This is a genomic window from Providencia alcalifaciens DSM 30120 (assembly GCF_000173415.1).
Lineage (GTDB): Bacteria > Pseudomonadota > Gammaproteobacteria > Enterobacterales > Enterobacteriaceae > Providencia > Providencia alcalifaciens.
In genome coordinates, this window is record NZ_ABXW01000019.1 from 119,231 (window position 1) to 138,775 (window position 19,545).

Consider the following 19,545-nt stretch of genomic DNA (forward strand, 5'->3'; position numbering starts at 1 on the left):
TTTTAGTTTGAGCAATGACAGCGCTAAAAAGGGAAAACGTATGTCAACCAAGCCTTACCTTCACCCCTCTGTACTGCCTTTAACCGGTGGAATTAACTTTCGTGATTTAGGTGGAAAAAAACTATCCAACGGCGGAAAAATTAAACCTGGGGTTTTATTTCGCTCAGGTGCATTAGACCGCTTAACCCAAGATGATGAAAAAGTCTTACAGTCACAAAACCTTTTCCAAATCATCGACTATCGCGATGAAGCTGAAATTTTGGATAAACCGGATGTGGTGTGGAGTGGCGCTCATTATGTGCATGCCCCTGCGAACCCGCTGGCAAAAGAAGTGAGTGCGAATTTAGATAAACTCACACCAGAAGTGCTAGAAAAATTTGATCCTCAAGCTTTCATGTTCCGCCTTTACGAGTTACTTCCATTGAATAATGCGGCATATCATCAATTGGTCAGCATGTTGAAGCAACCGGAAAAAGGTGGTCTTGTGCAACACTGTGCCGTCGGCAAAGACCGCACTGGAATTGGCTCGGCTTTAGTGCTATTTGCGCTGGGGGCGGATGTTAATACGGTGATAGACGATTACCTATTAACCAATGAAACGTTAGCGCCATTCCGTAATCACCTACTGGAAGAATTTTCAAAAACTATGAGCGAGAATGTGGTAAAAAAATTCGAGTACGTGTTCTCCGTACGTGAAGAATTCTTACAGACTGCATTGAAAAGCATAGAAAATAATTATGGTGATGTGGATAAATGGCTAGAAAAAGATTTTGGCTTAGATAACGCTCAACGCAGCGTACTACAAAGTTACTTCCTCGAATAATCTAATAAACACTGAAGTTGCAATGAGCGGGTTTTGTTGCAACTTTATTTACTTCCTATAACTATAATAGTGTTATTCAACTCATTAAAATTAGGAACGAACCCTTGAGCATCAATGAAATTGTCACTGCCATTACGGAATTCACTCGTGCTCACGAAGTGTGGGCGATCCCTATTGTCTTCATTCTTGCTTTTGGCGAATCACTCGCTTTTCTCTCTTTATTGCTCCCCGCAACCGTGATTTTACTTGGACTTGGTGCGTTGATTGGTGAAAGTGAAATCGCCTTCTTTCCGATTTGGTTAGCCGCCGCCTTGGGCGCATTTTTTGGCGATTGGGTCTCTTATTGGTTTGGTTTTCACTATAAAGAAAAAGTCCGTGAAATGTGGCCGATTTCTCGTAACCCTGAAATGATAGATAAAGGTCATCGTTGCTTTGAGAAATGGGGTGTTTGGGGGATTTTCTTTGGGCGGTTTTTTGGACCTTTGCGCGCGGTCGTTCCTCTTGTCGCAGGAATTTGTGAAATGCGCCAACGCCATTTTCAAATTGCCAACTTCGCATCCGCAATGATTTGGGCATTTGGCATTTTAGCACCGGGGGCGCTTGGCTTACGTTGGTTCGCTAGTTGGATGGGATAAGCTGCGAAGCTGCTCGCAAAAAGTCGCCATAGGGAGATTTACCTCTGGACACTTATACAGTATCCCATTACCTTACTCTAGATTTTAAAAAGTAAGGATGGATTCGTGGATACCTCTCTTTTATATGCAATTATTGGCGCCTTAAGTGGCATTTTGGTCGGCGGTTTAGCGGTCTGGTTTTCTATTGTCCAAAAAATAGCGGGGAAAGAGCGAGAGCTACAAGAGGTATACCGTCAATTGGCCGCGAGCGATGAGAAAAATGTACATTTGGCTCAATGGAAAGAGGAATGCGACAAGCTTGACCAAGAGCTACGTACACAGCGGGACATTAACCGTGAACAAGAGGCTGAGCTGCGAGAGGTGATGACTCGCTTTGAACAAGCTCAACTGGCGAACGAAGAGAAACAGCGAATTTTGCAAAATAGTGAGCAGCGCCTCACGGCACAGTTTGAAAATTTAGCTAATCGTATATTTGAGCAGAACGAACGGCGTGCTTCTGAGCAACATCAGAAAAACTTAATGGCGATGTTGTCACCTTTTCGTGAACAACTTGAAGGGTTTCGCCAACAAGTACAACAAAGTTATGGTGAAGAGGCAAAAGAGCGTCATACGCTAACCTATGAGATTCGCCAGTTACAGCAACTGAATAATCAAATGACCAAAGAAGCGGTCAACTTAACACGAGCTTTAAAGGGCGATAATAAAATTCAAGGGAATTGGGGCGAAACCATTTTAACTCGGATTTTAGAGGTATCGGGTTTACGCCGCGGTAGTGAATTTGAAACACAAGTCAGTATCAATACGGGCTATAATAGCCGCTACCAGCCAGATGTCATCATTCATCTTCCTGAAGGCAAAGATGTCGTTGTTGACGCAAAAATGTCGTTGGTCGCTTATGAACATTACTTTAATAGTGATGACCCAGAACAGCAGCAGCAAGGTATCAAAGATCATGTGGCATCCATTCGGAACCATATGAAAATGTTAAGCCGTAAAGATTATCATCAGTTACCAGGGGTTCGCTCTTTGGACTATGTGCTCATGTTTATCCCTATAGAGCCTGCATATTTATTAGCATTAAAAGAAGCTCCTGAGCTACTTGATGAAGGATTAAAACTGAATATCATGTTGGTCTGTCCATCCACATTGTTGGTGGCAGTACGTACCATTAATAATTTGTGGCGATATGAACGGCAAGAGCAAAATGCGCAAGAAATCGCCGATAGAGCCGCTAAAATGTACGATAAACTGCGTTTGTTTATCGATGATATGCAGGTATTAGGTTCTAGCCTAGAAAAAGCAAATCACACATATTCATCAGCCATGAAGCGTCTTGCTGAAGGTCGAGGTAATTTGCTAGCTCAGGCGGAAAGTTTTAAAGAGTTAGGCGTGGAAGTTAAGCAATCTATAGACCCTCAGCTAGCAGAGCGGGCTGACAAGTCTAATTGTGCGGAATCTTAGAGTTATAATAGGGTTTTCACTCAAAGGCTGTTACACTTCTCAAAAAAGTTTGAACGATTAACAGGCATAATAGAAATGACCGAACCAACAAAAGAAACCATTGATTTTGGTTTCCGTACTGTAGAGAAAGAAGAAAAAGCTGGCCTCGTAGCAAATGTTTTTCACTCTGTAGCCTCTAAATATGACCTGATGAATGACTTAATGTCTTTTGGTATTCATCGCATTTGGAAACGTTTCACAATCGAAGCGAGTGGTGTGCGTCGTAATCAACGCGTGCTTGACCTTGCGGGTGGAACGGGTGACCTCACTGCAAAATTCTCTCGCCTTGTTGGTGAAAAAGGCGAAGTGGTTCTCGCAGATATCAACGACTCTATGTTAAAAATGGGACGTGAAAAACTGCGTGATTTAGGCATTGTCGGTAATGTTAATTACGTACAAGCTAATGCGGAAGAGTTACCATTCCCTGATAACTATTTTGATTGTATTACCATCTCGTTTGGCTTACGTAACGTGACAGACAAAGACAAAGCTCTGCGTTCTATGTTCCGCGTTCTCAAACCAGGTGGACGCCTATTAGTGCTTGAGTTCTCTAAGCCAGTTATTGAACCTTTGAATAAAGCTTATGATGCATACTCATTCCACATTCTACCGCGTATTGGTCAAGCGATTGTGAATGACCCTGAGAGCTATCGTTACTTAGCTGAGTCCATCCGTATGCACCCAAATCAAGAAACCTTGAAAGGGATGATGGAAAATGCAGGTTTCGAGCAAGTCTCTTATGACAATATGACTGGCGGTATTGTTGCATTACATAAAGGGTTTAAATTCTAAGATGGAAGCACCATCAGCGCATATTGAAAATCCCAATACTGTTTTGTATTCCGTAATGACAGCATTCATGGAAACATCCTTGAACCATATGTTGTTCAAGGAAAAAGTGCTACAACCAGCAAGAATGCGTTTAGCGGGTAAAGTGATGGGAATTGAGCTCAAAGAGCTGAATAAAACCCTAACATTAGTTTTTGCTGAAAATCATGTTGATGTTTTAAGTGAATGGCAAGAACCCGCAGACTGCACCATTAAAACATCGCTATTTACCTTGATTAAGCTGAAAGATAAGCAGCAGCTTTCACAGTTAATCAATCACGGTGATATTGTGATTGAAGGCGATATGCAGATTGTGCAGCACTGGTCGTCATTATTGGATTTAGCGATCTGGAATCCAGCACACTATTTATCCCCTTATATTGGTGATATTGCTGCAGAAGGTATTAGTAAAGTATTGGGCAAAGGGGCGTGTCTTGCTTCCCGATTAGTTAGCCGCCAAAAAACTTACGTTAAAGACATTATTCTGGAAGAGTGGAAAATGGCGCCTAGCCAGCTGGAATTAGTGCACTTTAGCGATGAAGTTGAGCAAGTTTCAAATTCAATGAGTCAATTAGAACAGCGACTCAATCAGTTGGAGGAGAAGAATGTCTCCCGGTGAAATAAAACGCCTTTACTTCATTATTCGGGTTTTTCTCTCTTATGGACTAGATGAGCTGATTCCTAAAATTAAGCTGACATTGCCTTTAAGAATTGGGCGATTAGGTTTTTTTTGGATCAAAAATAAACACAAAGATAAAGATCTTGGTGAGCGCCTACGTTTGGCGCTGCAGGAGTTGGGGCCAGTTTGGATCAAATTTGGTCAAATGCTTTCGACTCGCCGAGATTTATTTCCCCCTACCATTGCCGATCAACTTTCATTATTACAAGATAAAGTCGCAAGTTTCGACGGTAAGTTAGCGCGTCGCTATATTGAGGAGTCGCTTGGCGGACCGTTAGAACAATGGTTTGATAATTTTGATGAGCAAGCTTTGGCGTCAGCATCTATTGCCCAAGTGCATACAGCCATATTAAAAGAGAATGGCAAAGACGTTGTTTTAAAAGTCATTCGCCCAGATATCCTGCCAGTTATCAAAGCAGATATTAAGTTGATGTACCGAATTGCTAATTGGGTTCCACTTCTTCCAGATGGACGACGTTTACGCCCAAAAGAAGTTGTTCGTGAGTACGAAAAAACGTTAATTGATGAATTAAATTTACTTCGTGAATCCGCGAATGCAATTCAACTTCGTCGTAATTTTGAAAACAGCGCCATGCTGTATATTCCCGAGGTTTATCCAGACTATTGTCGTGAAAACGTGATGGTGATGGAGCGTATTTATGGTATTCCTGTTTCCGATATTGCGGCTTTAGAAGCTCAGGGAACCAACATGAAATTGTTGGCGGAAAGAGGCGTAAAAGTCTTCTTTACCCAAGTATTTCGTGACAGTTTCTTTCATGCAGATATGCATCCCGGCAATATTTTTGTTAGCTATGAACACCCTGAAGACCCTCTCTATATAGGAATTGACTGCGGAATTGTGGGTTCTCTCAATAAAGAAGACAAACGCTATTTAGCTGAAAACTTTATTGCCTTCTTTAATCGTGATTACCGTAAAGTGGCTGAGCTGCATGTCGATTCCGGTTGGGTTCCCGCAGATACCAACGTTGAAGATTTTGAATTTGCCATTCGCACTGTTTGCGAACCTATTTTTGAAAAACCATTGGCGGAAATTTCATTTGGGCATGTGTTATTGAACCTGTTCAATACCGCTCGTCGCTTTAATATGGAAGTTCAACCACAGTTAGTGTTATTACAAAAAACCTTATTGTATGTTGAAGGGCTTGGTCGTCAGCTATACCCACAACTGGATTTATGGAAAACGGCAAAGCCATTCTTAGAAGATTGGATTCATAGCCAAGTAGGGCTTCCTGCAATCACTAAAGCGTTAAAAGAGAAAGCGCCTTATTGGGCAGAAAAAATGCCAGAAATCCCCGATTTAATTTATGGGGCATTAAAACAGCATCGATTCTTGCAGTCTAATATTGAACAGCTTACTCAAGAGTTAAAGCATCAACGCACGAAACAACGTAAATCACAGTATCTATTAGGAATTGGGGCAACTTTCATTCTTTGTGGTAGCTTATTCTTTATTTCTGACTTAACCCGAATTGCAGCAGCATTTATGGCTGTGGGTGCATTGTCGTGGCTTGTAGGTTGGTGTAAAGGAGAGGATAATTAAGTAGACTTTGTTTTGCGACAAGTTTATAAGGCTGTGATCATTTCCGTATTTAGCGTTGGTTGTATATAATAGGGTTAGTTACAATTGATCCCAAAACTATAGAGGTATTAACAATGGAATCAACATTTGCAATGGCTTCTTTCGGCAGCCCTTGGCAATTAATTATTATTGCTTTGCTTATTATTTTAATTTTCGGCACCAAAAAACTGCGTTCTTTAGGTTCCGATTTAGGTGAGTCACTGAAAGGCTTTAAAAAAGCAATGAGTGATGATGAAGCTGCAAAAGCAAAAGCAGAGCAAGAAAAGCAAGATGCTGATTTTGCAACCAAAAATATCACGGAACAACAGGCTGCTGAGAAAAAAGACAGCCCAGTTGAGAGCAAAAATAAAGAGCAGGGATAAACCGTGTTTGACATAGGTTTTAGTGAACTACTGCTAGTTGCAATCATCGGTCTTGTGGTATTGGGCCCTCAACGTCTACCAGTAGCAGTGAGAACTGTTGCTGGTTGGATTCGTGCTATGCGTTCTATGGCCACCAATGTCCAGAATGAACTATCACAAGAATTGAAATTGCAAGAACTGCAAGAGACTCTTAAAAAAGTCGAAGAGAAAGCAGGTTTGGAAACACTTTCTCCGGAACTTAAAAAATCGATGGATGATTTGCGCCATGCTGCTTTGTCTTTACAAAGTGGTTATCAAGCAACAACCAACGACGTCCAATCTGAGTTGAACAAAGCAAAAGAGATCACAGAAAACTACGATGCAGCGGTAAAGGAATCCCATGCTAGTTCTTCGCAAACTCAAGAGTCAGACCCTGATCCTGAGTATGCTGCTAAGATGGCTGCGGTTGTTGAAGAAAAAACAGCTTCAACAGCACCAACAGACTCTAAGCCACTCGATGCTAAAGTAACAAACTCCAATCAAACAGAAAGTGAAAAATAACACATGGCTGTCAATGATGCTCAACCACTTATTAGCCACCTGATTGAACTTAGAAAGCGGCTACTAAACTGTTTGATTACGGTATTAATCGTCTTTGCGGCGCTGGCTTATTTTTCAAATGATATTTATCGCCTTGTTGCTGCGCCTTTGATTGATAAGCTACCTGTTGGCTCTCAAATGAGTGCGACAGATGTAGCATCGACGTTTTTTACCCCAATTAAACTGACCATGATGGTATCTGTGTTTATTTCGATACCTGTCATTTTGTACCAGATTTGGGCTTTCATCGCGCCTGCGTTATATAAGCATGAGCGTCGGTTAATGCTGCCACTGCTGGTTTCAAGTAGCTTCCTATTCTATTTAGGAATGGCATTTGCTTATTTTGTGGTATTCCCGTTAGCCTTTGGTTTCTTTGTAAAAACAACACCAGATAGCGTTAACTTTATACCTGATATCAGTAAGTACCTCAGTTTTGTCATGACATTATTTCTGGCATTTGGGGCTGCATTTGAAGTGCCAATAGCGATAATTTTATTATGCTGGACTGGCGTAACGACACCTGAATCTCTCAGACGTAAGCGTCCATATATCTTAGTGGGTGCATTTATTGTCGGGATGTTCCTGACTCCTCCAGATGTACTATCACAAACTTTACTTGCGGTACCAATGTACTTGCTATTTGAGCTTGGGGTCTTACTATCTAATTTCTATGTTGGCAAAGGTCGACGTAGAGATGAAGATGAGGAGCCAGAAGAATAGCCATAGTAGGCGACTCTTGTGAAAAAAAGCCCATTTAATTAATGGGCTTTTTTTATGTGTTCAATATTTAAATATGATGCCAAAGTCTACTCAATAGCTTTTTTAAATTGAGTATTATCAATGACTTTTTCAACCGTGGTATTTAATATATTGAGCAAGAGGATTGAACGAGATTCGCCATTAGGTTCATTAAAAATAGCGTTAACACCTGCAAAAATACCTTCAGTAATCACAACATTATCTCCATGGGAAGGGAGGTCCGGTGATTGGGTATGGCTGATAGGTGTTTGCTGTATCAGCTCAATAATCTCTTCGGGAACTTCAGCGGGTAATACACCGAAGCGAATAAAATGGCTGACCCCTCGGGTAGATTGGATCGTTGTTGTATGAATTTGCTCATGATCGAACTTAACAAACAGGTAATTAGGAAACAACGCTTCAGTGACAACCGTACGCTTTCCACGAACGACTTTCTCCATTTCGGTCATGGGGGTCATACATGCCACATCTTGGCGAGTTAAATGTTCAACAGCCCTTTCCAATTGTCCTCGTTTGCAATACAGCAAATACCATTTTTCCATTTTTTGATCCCATCCAACAAATTTATGCTCATGATAACAAATTAAGGCATAAGAATGTGACTAATGATGAATGGCACAATATTATTCATGCACACAAGTATAGATTAATTCAGTAGTTACAAAATTAGCTATACGATAAACACAGCAGTTAATACTTTTTGTAGGAGACACCATGGATATCTTTTTACTGAGTAACGGCAAACTTTCCGGGAACCCTGTATGGCTAAGTTATGCATTGCCAAGAATCAATGAAATGATTGAACGTAAAAACATTAAGTCAGCAGTATTGGTACCGTATGCTGTTTTACGTGGTTCTCATGATGAGCGAGCGGAGCAATTGAGCGATGCTTTAGGTATTAAAGTGACTTCGATTGAGCATTTCGAAAGCCCTGTAGAAGCGATTGAACAAGCCGAATGTATTCTGGTGAGTGGTGGTAATACATGGTGGTTAAATAAATGCTTACATGAGAATGGGCTAATAGTCGCAATTCAACGTGCTGTACGTGAACGTGGTGTACCTTATATTGGTTGGAGCGCAGGTTGTAATGTAGCGACCCCAAGTATCAGAACAACAAATGATATGCCAGTAAGCAACGCCGTAATTATGCCGTCTCTGGGGCTATTCCCAATGCAAATAAACCCTCATTATATCGATGCTCATATTTCTGGGCACATGGGCGAAACCCGTGATGAGCGTTTACAAGAGTTCTGTGTTATCAACCCTCATGAGGTTGTTGTTGCATTACGTGAAGGGAGCGGATTGCAGATTAAAGGAAATGAGCTGAGTTACTTCAGTGGCAAAAATGAAGGCTTTAAACTGTTTCAGCACAACAAAACATTCCCTGAGCAATTTGATACCGTATCATTAAAGGAACATGTTCCGTTTGATTGCAAGTAAAGTGATATACTTGAACTGAACATCTTGATTATTAAGTATGTTTAACAGTAACTTGTAACCTTGGCTGGGAACCTTATAATGAGGTTCCCCCTGTAATAGTAAAAGAAGATAATGAAATACCGTGACCTTAGAGATTTCATCGCGCAGCTTGAAAAGCAAGGCGAATTAAAACGCATTACGATGGAAGTCGATCCTTACTTGGAGATGACTGAAATCGCAGATCGTACACTAAGAGCAGGGGGACCAGCCTTATTATTCGAAAACCCTAAAGGCTATAACATGCCTGTCTTATGTAACTTGTTTGGTACAACTAAACGCGTTGCCATGGGAATGGGGCAAGAAGACATTAAAGCATTGCATGATGTGGGCAAGTTACTCGCTTTCTTGAAAGAGCCAGATCCTCCGAAGGGGTTCCGTGACTTAATGGATAAGTTACCGAAATTCAAGCAAGTGCTGAATATGCCAGCTAAACGCTTAAGCTCTGCACCTTGTCAGGAAGAGATTTGGGCTGGAGATGATGTTGATTTAACAAAAATCCCCGTTATGCATTGTTGGCCTGAAGATGCAGCACCCTTGATTACTTGGGGGTTGACTGTGACCAAAGGTCCTCATAAAGAACGCCAAAATTTAGGCATCTATCGCCAGCAAGTGCTGGGTAAGAACAAAGTGATTATGCGCTGGTTGTCTCATCGTGGTGGCGCATTAGATTTCCAAGAATGGTGCCAAGCTCACCCCGGTGAGAGATTCCCTGTCGCTGTCGCATTGGGGGCTGATCCTGCAACAATTTTAGGTGCGGTGACGCCTGTTCCAGATACCTTATCTGAATATGCATTTGCAGGATTGCTCCGTGGCAATAAAACGGAAGTAGTGAAATGCATTTCTAATGATTTAGAAGTACCTGCAGGGGCTGAAATCATTCTTGAAGGGTATATTGAACCGGGAGAGATGGCACCGGAAGGTCCTTATGGTGACCACACTGGTTATTATAATGAAATTGATGATTTCCCAGTGTTTACTGTTACCCACGTTACTCAGCGCCGTGATGCAATATATCACTCGACTTATACAGGGCGCCCGCCGGATGAGCCTGCGGTATTAGGGGAAGCCCTGAACGAAGTTCTAGTTCCTATTTTACAGAAACAGTTCCCTGAGATAGTCGATTTCTATTTACCACCAGAGGGTTGCTCGTATCGTCTGGCTGTCGTTACCATGAAAAAACAGTATGCAGGACACGCAAAAAGAGTAATGATGGGAGTCTGGTCTTACCTGCGTCAGTTTATGTACACTAAGTTTGTCATTGTCTGTGATGATGACATCAATGCTCGTGATTGGAAGGATGTTATTTGGGCGATTACAACGCGCATGGATCCCGCTCGTGACACCGTGATGATGGAAAATACACCGATTGATTATCTTGATTTTGCATCACCAATTTCCGGATTAGGTTCCAAAATGGGCATGGATGCGACCAATAAATGGCCGGGAGAAACCAATCGAGAATGGGGACGCCCTATTGTCATGACTCAGAGTGTTAAGTCCCGTGTGGATGACATCTGGGAACAGTTAAATATTATTGAAAAGTAAGAGGAAAACCATGGCAACTTTGAGCTGTAAAGTCACATCTGTTGAATCAATCACGGATACAGTTTATCGGGTTATTTTGTTGCCAGATGGTCCTTTTCACTTTAAAGCTGGTCAGTATTTAATGGTCGTTATGGATGAAAGAGACAAGCGACCATTCTCCATGGCCTCTACGCCTGAAAATAATCAATCTATTGAGCTACATATCGGTGCATCGGAATTCAATTTATACGCAATGGCTGTAATGGATCGTATTCTAGAACAGCAACGTATTGATATTGATATCCCTCACGGAAAAGCATGGTTTCGTGAGAATAGCTCAAATCCAATGATCTTGATTGCGGGTGGCACTGGCTTCTCCTATACCCATTCTATTTTGCTGGCAGCCCTTGCTGAAAATCCTCAACGTGACATTACTTTTTATTGGGGTGGGCGTCAGTTAGAACATCTGTATGATTTGGGAGAGCTTCAAGCTATTAGTGAACGATATCCAAATCTGAAAGTGATCCCTGTTGTTGAACAGCCTGATGAGAATTGGCGCGGAAGAACGGGAACTGTCTTGAGCACGGTATTAGAAGATTTCGGTGATTTGTCAGGTCATGATATCTATATTGCAGGTCGTTTTGAGATGGCGAAGATTGCACGGGATAGGTTTTGTGGTGAGCGGAATGCAAAGGCAACTCAATTGTTTGGTGATGCCTTCGATTTTCTATAACGTGTCATCTTTCAAGTTGTAGGGGGGCTTCATAAAGCTACCCTATCACATACTCCAGTATGCTCAAGAGATAGCTTTACTTGCCGCCTACACTTGCCGCCTACCTGTGACTTGAACTATTTAGTGGATGTATAGAGTTGTATTTAAAATTCGAATTGATTGATTTTTCGATTTTGACTGAGCTGATTTTGCTGTTTTGAAGATAAAAAAATCCCGCCCCTGACTAGGCGGGAACATTGCAAGATACGACAATGTAACGGCAAAATGAATTAAACGCGTTCAATAATTGTGGCAATACCTTGCCCAAATCCAATACACATTGTGGCTAATCCAAACTGCTTATCATGTTGTTCTAACTGATTAAGTAGTGCAGTTGTGATCCTAGCGCCCGAGCAACCGAGAGGGTGCCCTAAGGCAATTGCGCCACCACTCAAGTTTACTCTCTGGTCTACTTGGCTTTCTGAGATTTGTAATCCTTTCAAGCAGGCAATAGATTGCGCGGCAAACGCTTCATTAAGTTCAATGATATCAATATCATTTAGCGAAAGTCCTGCGCGTTTTAATGCCATTTCAGTGGCGGGAACAGGTCCAAAACCCATAATTGATGGATCGCAACCGACGACTGCCATTGCTCGAATTTTTGCGCGTGGTTTTAATTCATGCTGTTTGGCATAAGATTCACTGGCAAGTAGCATGGCTGAAGCGCCATCAGACAGTGCTGATGAATTGCCTGCGGTCACAGTGCCGCTCACAGGATCAAATGCTGGTCTTAAAGAAGCGAGACCTTCTAAACTGGCATCAAATCGGATCACTTCGTCATAATTAACTGAAATGAGGTTACCGTCGGCATCGTGACCTGATATCGGAACGATTTCACGGCTAAATTTACCATTCTTAGTTGCAGATGCCGCACGTTGGTGAGATCTAAGCGCAAATGCATCTTGCTCTTCACGACTAATTTTGTACATTTTTGCTAGCATTTCGGCGGTTAAACCCATCGCTCCTGACGCTTTAGCTACGCGCAATGTTAATTTTGGATTGAAATCAATGCCGTGAGTCATTGGGACATGGCCCATATGCTCAACGCCCCCAATCAAAACGGAATGGGCATCTCCGGTCATAATAAAACGGCTAGCATCGTGGATGGCTTGCATTGAAGATCCACATAGTCGGTTGACAGTGACTGCAGGAACGGTATGAGGAATGTCAGTCAACAGAGCGGCATTTTTTGCGATATTAAAACCTTGTTCTAATGTCTGCTGAACGCACCCCCAAATAATGTCATCTATTTCTTTCTTTCTCGCATTTGGATTGCGTTCGAAAATCGCATTCATCAAGTGTGCAGAGAGGTCTTCTGCTCTTACATGACGAAATACACCGCCTTTGGAACGGCCCATTGGTGTGCGTATACCATCAATAATGAAGACATTTTCCATAGGATTAACCTCTCGCAACTTTTTTGACATCGATAGCCACAACCGGTGGCTTCGGATAGTATCTAGCATTAGTCACCGCTTTTTCTTTCAATCCATCAGGAACTTGATAAAGCGGGCTTAAATGAGAATAGGATTCGGCAGTTTTAACGTAAGATTGGCTGCCAAGAGTATCTAGGTAGCAGAACACACCGCCGCGGAATGGAGGAAAGCCAAGACCATAAACTAGGGCAATATCAGCATCAGAAGGGCTTTGAATAATTCCCTCTTCTAGACAACGAACTACTTCATTCACCATTGGAGCCATCATTCGAGCAATAATTTCTTCTTTAGTGAATGAACGTTTACTCTGACGAATAACGTTTAATAATTCATCGGTTTGCGGGTCATCAATTTTCTTTGGTTTTCCTTTTTTATCTTTTTCATATTGGTAAAAACCTTTGCCATTTTTTTGACCGAAACGTTGTTGCTCAAACATGATATCAATCGCGTTCTTACCAACTTTTTGCATACGCTGTGGGAAACCTTGAGCCATGACTTGTTCTGCATGAAATGCGGTATCAATACCAACAACATCAAGCAGATAAGCAGGCCCCATTGGCCAGCCAAACTCTTTCTCCATGATTTTATCGATTTCTCGAAAATCTGCGCCATCCTGAAGCAATAAGTTAAACCCTGCAAAATAAGGGAATAGGACTCGGTTAACGAAAAAGCCAGGGCAGTCATTTACAACGATAGGGGTTTTTCCCATTTTATACGCATAAGAAACTACTTTTGCGATAGTGCTATCACTGGTTTTTTTGCCTCGAATGATTTCTACCAATGGCATGCGGTGTACAGGGTTGAAAAAATGCATACCACAGAAGTTTTCTGGGCGTTTTAATGAGTTAGCCAACTCTGTGATGGGGATGGTCGATGTGTTGGAAGCTAGTATCGTCTCTGAAGTAATTAATGATTCAACTTCAGATAATACAGCAGCTTTAATTTTGGGATTTTCAACGACAGCCTCAACGATGACTTGAGCGTTTTCAATACCAGCATAAGATAAAGAAGGATGAATAGAGGCTAACGTAGTTGCCATCTTATCTGCAGTGATTTTTCCTCTTTCAAATTGACCATTGAGAAGTTTTTTCGCCTCATTGACCCCTAAGTCTAATGACTTGTCACTGATATCTTTCATTAAGACGGGGACACCTTTACTTGCAGACTGATAAGCAATGCCACCGCCCATAATTCCCGCACCTAGAACGGCTGCTTGTGTAGGCGCCGTAGCGGAACCTGCAATTTTTTTACTGGTGGATTTAACGCTTTGGTCATTCAGGAAAACACTGACTAATGCGCGAGCTACATCACTATGAGCAAGAGGCACAAAAGCTGCTGTTTCGTGTTTTAATGCCTCTTCACGCGTACAATTAGCGGCTTTTTCTATCGTATTAACTGCACTCATAGGTGCAGGATAATGTTTTCCAGCAACTTGATAGACCATCCCTTTGGCAACATTAAAGCTCATTGCTTGCTCAAGTGCGCTAAGTTTTAGTGGTTCAAGTTTAGGTTGACGCACCTGACGCCAGTCTAATGCGCCAGAGATTGCTTGCTCTATAATTTTCAAAGCTGCTTGAGGAAGCTTTTCTGTTTCAACCACCGCATCGACGAGTCCTAGCTTAAGTGCTTGTGGACCGCTAACATCTTTTCCCGCAGTGATAATTTCAAGAGCACTATCAAGACCAATGAGTCGAGGTAAACGTACGGAACCACCAAAGCCAGGCATAATGCCTAGTTTTGTTTCGGGTAAACCAATTCTGGCATCTGGTGAGGCAATTCTAAAATCTGTCGCGAGCACACACTCACATCCACCGCCTAGGGCATAACCATTAATTGCGCTAATAGTTGGAGCAGGGAGATCTTCAAGGCGATTAAATATACTATTTGCGTAACCAAGCCAGTCACTCAGTGTTTCTTTGGATGCCTCGAATAGGGATAAAAATTCTTTGATATCTGCGCCAACAATAAACGCAGGTTTATCTGAGCGCAAAATAACGCCTTGTAAATCGCTTTGTTGTTCGAGTATTGCAACAGCTTCATCAAGTGAAGCGACGGTATGAGTATCCAATTTATTGATTGGTCCTGATGAGTTAAACACCAGTTCTGCAATACCTTTTTTCAACCATTGAATAGAGATTGTCTCACTTTGATAAAGCATGCTGTTCTCCTTTACGTGGCAGGTTTATCTGGTATGACCAGATGAAATTTAGTGTGACGATAATGTTAATTAAATGCAAATGATTAATAACAAAATTGGAAGGCGGCTCACAGGAATTAAGGTAAATAAGACAGGGTGAAAATGATATTTTTATTAATAATCAAAGTATTATTTGTGACATGTAATTGAGAGCATACACGTTATTATCAGAACGTGATAAGCTTGATTTTTCTAACTAATACTGAAAGGTTGAACGAAATGGAAAAACTGGCTGGACTCTACGCAGAACATATTAAAACGTTACAAAAAACGACTCAGCAAGTTTTACAACGCAGTAAATTAGATGCCATCTTGATTCATTCAGGAGAACCCATTCGCATTTTCCTCGATGACAGTGATTACCCATTTAAGGTCAATCCACACTTCAAAGCTTGGGTTCCTGTGACGGATGTTCCGCATTCTTGGTTATTAGTAGATGGTGTGAATAAACCGAAACTATGGTTTTATTCTCCGGTTGATTATTGGCATAGCGTTGAACCTTTACCGACCAGCTTCTGGACAAAAGAAGTTGAACTCATTCATCTCAAAAATGCAGATGAAATCAAAGGTTTTTTAGCTAGCATTCAAAAAGACCATCTGGCATATATTGGCTCTTCTGCAACTAAAGCAGAGTCTCTAGGTATTTCTACTCACAATATTAATCCAAAACCGGTACTCGATTATTATCATTATCATCGCTCATATAAGACAGACTATGAGTTGTACTGTATGCGTGAAGCGCAAAAAATGGCAGTAAATGGACATTTATCTGCTTTTGAAGCTTTCCAAGCAGGCGCGAGTGAGTTTGATATTAATATTAGTTACTTAGAAGCAACCGGGCATCGTGATACAAATGTACCTTATGGAAACATTGTGGCGCTGAATGAAAACGCTGCTGTGCTCCACTATACTAAACTACAGCAAACAGCCCCTAGTGAATTACGCAGTTTCTTGATTGATGCTGGTGCGGAATATAACGGTTATGCCGCTGATATTACACGTACTTATGCTGCAAAAAGCAAAAGTGAGTTTGCAGAGTTAGTGGCAGATTTAAATGCAGAGCAACTTGCACTGATTGGTTCAATCAAAGCGGGTGTGCGCTACACTGATTACCATGTAGACATGCACCATCGTATTGCTAAATTACTGACGAAACATGGTATTGTGAAGGGCATCAGTGAAGATGCTATGGTTGAAAATGGCTTAACAACACCATTTCTACCACATGGTTTAGGTCATCCTTTAGGTCTGCAAGTTCATGATGTTGCTGGTTTTATGCAAGATGAAGATGGGACTCATTTAGCAGCACCCAAAATGTATCCATTCTTACGCTGCACTCGTATTTTAGAACCGCGAATGGTTTTAACGATTGAACCAGGTCTCTACTTTATTGAATCCTTGCTCTCATCATGGCGTACTGGTGAGTTTAGTCAGCACTTTAATTGGGATAAAATCGAGCACTTTAAGCCTTATGGTGGAATTCGTATTGAAGACAATATCGTCATTCATCATAACCATATTGAAAATATGACTCGAGATTTGCATTTACCGTAATGAAAGCGTATTCAATTCCGGCAGAAACGATCTCTTTTTCGGAAGAGATCAAAAAAAGCCGTTTTATTACCTACATCGCTCACACTGAGGGTATTGAAGCAGCAAAAGACTATATTCAGTCTATTAAAGCGCAATACCCCGATGCTCGGCACCATTGCTGGGCATTTGTGGCGGGTCGTCCCGATGATTCCCAACAGCTAGGTTTTTCCGATGATGGTGAACCAACGGGAACGGCAGGTAAACCCATTATGGCACAGTTACTCGGCAGCAATTTAGGTGAAATCACCTGCGTTGTTGTGCGTTATTTCGGTGGGATAAAGCTCGGAACTGGGGGGCTCGTTCGTGCGTATGGGAGTGGGGTGCAACAAGCACTTAAACTATTACCGACACAAACGAAAGTGCCTCAAAAAGTCTTCAACGTGGTATGTGACTACTCACTTATCAATGGTATTGAGCAATTATTAGCTCAGGTAAATGGTACTATATTACTCAGTGATTATAATGAGTCTGTATCTTTGCAAATTTCTATTCCTGCTACTTGTGAGCAGGAGGTCAATGATAAATTACGTGATATCAGTCGTGGTGAGGTAACTCTCTCAGAACCGTCACAAGAGCAAACAGTATAGCAAGGAACCGGCCGAATGCACTTTCGCGCAATAACTCGTATTGTCGGGTTACTCGTCATTATCTTCTCTTTTACTATGGTCATTCCTGGTATTGTCGCACTAATATATCGCGATGGTGCGGGACGAGCATTCAGTCAAACCTTTGTCACTGCATTATTAATTGGTCTTTTTTTATGGCTGCCAACACGTAATAGCAGACATGAATTAAAAGCGAAAGAAGGCTTTTTAATCGTTGTTCTATTCTGGACGGTATTGGGAAGCGTCGGAGCGCTACCATTTATCTTCTCGGAAAAACCAAATTTATCTGTTACGGATGCATTTTTTGAGTCATTTTCGGGCTTAACTACGACAGGTGCAACAACCCTGACGGGATTAGACTCGCTTCCAAAAGCAATTTTATTCTATCGACAAATGCTTCAATGGCTTGGTGGGATGGGGATCATCGTACTCGCTGTGGCGATTTTGCCTCTGTTAGGTGTTGGGGGAATGCAGCTTTATCGAGCTGAAATGCCGGGACCTTTGAAAGATAACAAAATGCGTCCGCGTATAGCGGAAACGGCGAAAACCCTTTGGCTTATTTATGTTTTACTGACTATAGCGTGTGCAATTGCGCTATGGATCGCAGGCATGGATGTGTTCGATGCGATATCACACAGTTTTTCAACCATCGCGATCGGTGGGTTTTCTACCCATGATGCCAGCATAGGCTACTTTAATAGTCCAGCCATTAATACCATTATTGGCGTCTTTCTTATTATCTCGGGTTGTAACTTTGGTCTACACTTTGCGGTTCTTACAGGAAGAGGTCTTGGAATTTATTGGCGTGACCCTGAGTTTAGAATGTTCATCAGTTTCCAGTTTGTTCTAGTCGTGATCTGTACCGCGGTGCTGATGTATCACTCCGTATATGCTGGCTTTGGGCAAACGCTGGATCAAGCTTTTTTCCAAGTTGTCTCAATGGCGACGACTGCTGGGTTTACAACAGACAGTTTTTCAGGGTGGCCGCTATTTTTGCCCATGCTTCTATTATGTGCCGCGTTTGTTGGGGGATGTGCAGGATCAACGGGTGGGGGCTTAAAAGTCATCCGTATTCTTTTACTATTCTTACAAGGTTCCCGTGAATTAAAACGATTAGTACATCCGAACGCTGTCTATACCATTAAGTTAGGGCAAAGAGCATTACCAGAAAGGATTATTGAAGCTGTTTGGGGATTCTTTTCCGCTTATGCTTTAGTTTTTATTGTTAGCTTGCTGTTATTAATTGCAACGGGAGTCGATGAGTTTTCCGCGTTCTCTGCAATTGCTACGACATTAAATAACTTAGGTCCAGGATTAGGAACTGTTGCTGATAATTTCACGACGATGAACCCAGCGGGCAAATGGATCTTAGTAGTAACAATGTTATTTGGTCGTTTAGAAGTATTTACCTTATTAGTGTTATTGACTCCCACTTTTTGGCGTGAGTAACAAAATAGTCTGGCTAATATAATAGATAGTAACGATTAGGAAGAAAAATGAGTTACCTACTTTTGCACTCAAGTACTGACGGACAAACAAAAAAGATCATACTCAAAATGGCAGACCAATTACGCCGTTCGGGGCGCGAGTGTGATATTCGAGATTTAAACTCAGATAAAAGCTTCAACTTATCTGCTTATGATAAGGTGCTAGTGGGGGCTTCTATTCGTTATGGTCATTTCAATAAACAGCTAGTCCGTTTTGCTTCAACACACCAAAACCAACTGAACTCTATGAAAACGGGATTCTTCGCTGTAAATCTTACGGCAAGAAAAGAAGGCAAGAATACAGTTGAAACGAATGCTTACACGCGTAAGTTTTTGGAAAAATGCCCATGGCAGCCAACTGTAAAGTCAGTTTTTGCTGGCGCACTGTTTTATCCCCGCTATAAATGGTTTGATAGAGTAATGATTCGGTTCATTATGAAAATGACGGATGGTCCTACAGACCCAAATACAGAAATTGAATATACCAATTGGGATAATGTTGCTGCGTTCGCAACAGAATTTGATAATCTTTAGCCTTATTTTTAAACAAACTGTGGTTGATTTGTACGATTTGTTTAAAAAGAAAACGGTCGAACAAGAATATTTAAAAAATACTTGCAGGATTTCTGCGACTCCCTATAATGCGCATCCACTGACTGGGAACAAGCCAACGCAAAGCGCGATGGA

The 19,545-nt window shown here is 41.7% G+C and carries 19 protein-coding genes; 16 read left to right on the top strand and 3 right to left on the bottom strand.

The window, feature by feature from the left end:
• Positions 1-40: 40 nt before the first annotated feature.
• From PROVALCAL_RS06400 to tatC, 9 genes are all read left to right on the top strand, one after another.
• Positions 41-823: a tyrosine-protein phosphatase gene (locus PROVALCAL_RS06400; RefSeq protein WP_006658335.1), complete on the top strand. Its 783-nt coding sequence runs from the start codon at positions 41-43 to the stop codon at positions 821-823.
• A gap of 104 nt (positions 824-927) precedes the next feature.
• A complete protein-coding gene (locus tag PROVALCAL_RS06405; protein WP_006658336.1) occupies positions 928-1,458 on the top strand; it encodes a DedA family protein in 531 nt (176 codons plus the stop codon).
• A 105-nt stretch (positions 1,459-1,563) separates the two neighbouring features.
• Positions 1,564-2,919: a DNA recombination protein RmuC gene (gene rmuC / locus PROVALCAL_RS06410; RefSeq protein WP_006658337.1), complete on the top strand. Its 1,356-nt coding sequence runs from the start codon at positions 1,564-1,566 to the stop codon at positions 2,917-2,919.
• A gap of 75 nt (positions 2,920-2,994) precedes the next feature.
• Positions 2,995-3,750, top strand: coding sequence for a bifunctional demethylmenaquinone methyltransferase/2-methoxy-6-polyprenyl-1,4-benzoquinol methylase UbiE (ubiE, locus tag PROVALCAL_RS06415; protein WP_006658338.1), 756 nt, complete (start codon positions 2,995-2,997; stop codon positions 3,748-3,750).
• Position 3,751: 1 nt separating this feature from the next.
• Complete coding sequence (locus tag PROVALCAL_RS06420; protein ID WP_006658339.1) at positions 3,752-4,405, top strand: ubiquinone biosynthesis accessory factor UbiJ; 654 nt, start codon at positions 3,752-3,754, stop codon at positions 4,403-4,405.
• Positions 4,392-6,026, top strand: coding sequence for a ubiquinone biosynthesis regulatory protein kinase UbiB (ubiB, locus tag PROVALCAL_RS06425; protein ID WP_006658340.1), 1,635 nt, complete (start codon positions 4,392-4,394; stop codon positions 6,024-6,026). The genes PROVALCAL_RS06420 and ubiB overlap by 14 nt, the downstream gene beginning before the upstream one ends.
• Positions 6,027-6,139: 113 nt before the next feature.
• Entirely contained in the window at positions 6,140-6,427 is a 288-nt protein-coding gene (tatA, locus tag PROVALCAL_RS06430; RefSeq protein WP_006658341.1) for a twin-arginine translocase TatA/TatE family subunit, read from the top strand.
• A 3-nt stretch (positions 6,428-6,430) separates the two neighbouring features.
• The gene (gene tatB, locus PROVALCAL_RS06435) at positions 6,431-6,967 is read left to right on the top strand and encodes a Sec-independent protein translocase protein TatB (protein ID WP_006658342.1); all 537 of its coding nucleotides are present in this window, start codon (positions 6,431-6,433) and stop codon (positions 6,965-6,967) included.
• Between the two features lie 3 nt (positions 6,968-6,970).
• Complete coding sequence (gene tatC, locus PROVALCAL_RS06440; RefSeq protein ID WP_006658343.1) at positions 6,971-7,726, top strand: Sec-independent protein translocase subunit TatC; 756 nt, start codon at positions 6,971-6,973, stop codon at positions 7,724-7,726.
• Positions 7,727-7,812: 86 nt separating this feature from the next.
• Here the strand turns inward: tatC and rfaH are convergent, their stop codons facing one another.
• Positions 7,813-8,307 (bottom strand): transcription/translation regulatory transformer protein RfaH, encoded by a 495-nt coding sequence (gene rfaH, locus PROVALCAL_RS06445; RefSeq protein WP_006658344.1) that lies wholly within the window; start codon positions 8,305-8,307, stop codon positions 7,813-7,815.
• Positions 8,308-8,479: 172 nt separating this feature from the next.
• On the opposite strand from rfaH, the gene pepE reads away from it, so the two are divergent.
• From pepE to fre, 3 genes are all read left to right on the top strand, one after another.
• Positions 8,480-9,205, top strand: a complete 726-nt coding sequence (pepE, locus tag PROVALCAL_RS06450; protein ID WP_006658345.1) for a dipeptidase PepE — start codon at positions 8,480-8,482, stop codon at positions 9,203-9,205.
• A 111-nt stretch (positions 9,206-9,316) separates the two neighbouring features.
• A complete protein-coding gene (ubiD, locus tag PROVALCAL_RS06455; RefSeq protein WP_006658346.1) occupies positions 9,317-10,789 on the top strand; it encodes a 4-hydroxy-3-polyprenylbenzoate decarboxylase in 1,473 nt (490 codons plus the stop codon).
• Between the two features lie 10 nt (positions 10,790-10,799).
• A complete protein-coding gene (gene fre / locus PROVALCAL_RS06460) occupies positions 10,800-11,501 on the top strand; it encodes an NAD(P)H-flavin reductase (RefSeq protein ID WP_006663281.1) in 702 nt (233 codons plus the stop codon).
• Between the two features lie 269 nt (positions 11,502-11,770).
• On the opposite strand, the gene fadA is transcribed toward fre, so the two are convergent.
• On the bottom strand, positions 11,771-12,937 hold the full coding sequence (fadA, locus tag PROVALCAL_RS06465) for an acetyl-CoA C-acyltransferase FadA (protein ID WP_006663280.1): 1,167 nt from the start codon (positions 12,935-12,937) through the stop codon (positions 11,771-11,773).
• 4 nt (positions 12,938-12,941) lie between these two features.
• Entirely contained in the window at positions 12,942-15,134 is a 2,193-nt protein-coding gene (fadB, locus tag PROVALCAL_RS06470; RefSeq protein ID WP_006658349.1) for a fatty acid oxidation complex subunit alpha FadB, read from the bottom strand.
• A gap of 258 nt (positions 15,135-15,392) precedes the next feature.
• Between fadB and pepQ the strand changes: the two genes are divergently transcribed.
• The 4 genes from pepQ to hemG are packed head-to-tail and all read left to right on the top strand — an operon-like array spanning position 15,393 to position 19,392.
• Positions 15,393-16,727: a Xaa-Pro dipeptidase gene (pepQ, locus tag PROVALCAL_RS06475; protein WP_006658350.1), complete on the top strand. Its 1,335-nt coding sequence runs from the start codon at positions 15,393-15,395 to the stop codon at positions 16,725-16,727.
• Complete coding sequence (locus tag PROVALCAL_RS06480) at positions 16,727-17,353, top strand: IMPACT family protein (protein ID WP_006658351.1); 627 nt, start codon at positions 16,727-16,729, stop codon at positions 17,351-17,353. The genes pepQ and PROVALCAL_RS06480 overlap by 1 nt, the downstream gene beginning before the upstream one ends.
• A 15-nt stretch (positions 17,354-17,368) precedes the next feature.
• Positions 17,369-18,820: a Trk system potassium transporter TrkH gene (gene trkH / locus PROVALCAL_RS06485; RefSeq protein ID WP_006658352.1), complete on the top strand. Its 1,452-nt coding sequence runs from the start codon at positions 17,369-17,371 to the stop codon at positions 18,818-18,820.
• A 47-nt stretch (positions 18,821-18,867) separates the two neighbouring features.
• Positions 18,868-19,392, top strand: coding sequence for a menaquinone-dependent protoporphyrinogen IX dehydrogenase (gene hemG, locus PROVALCAL_RS06490; RefSeq protein ID WP_006658353.1), 525 nt, complete (start codon positions 18,868-18,870; stop codon positions 19,390-19,392).
• Positions 19,393-19,545 lie beyond the last annotated feature (153 nt).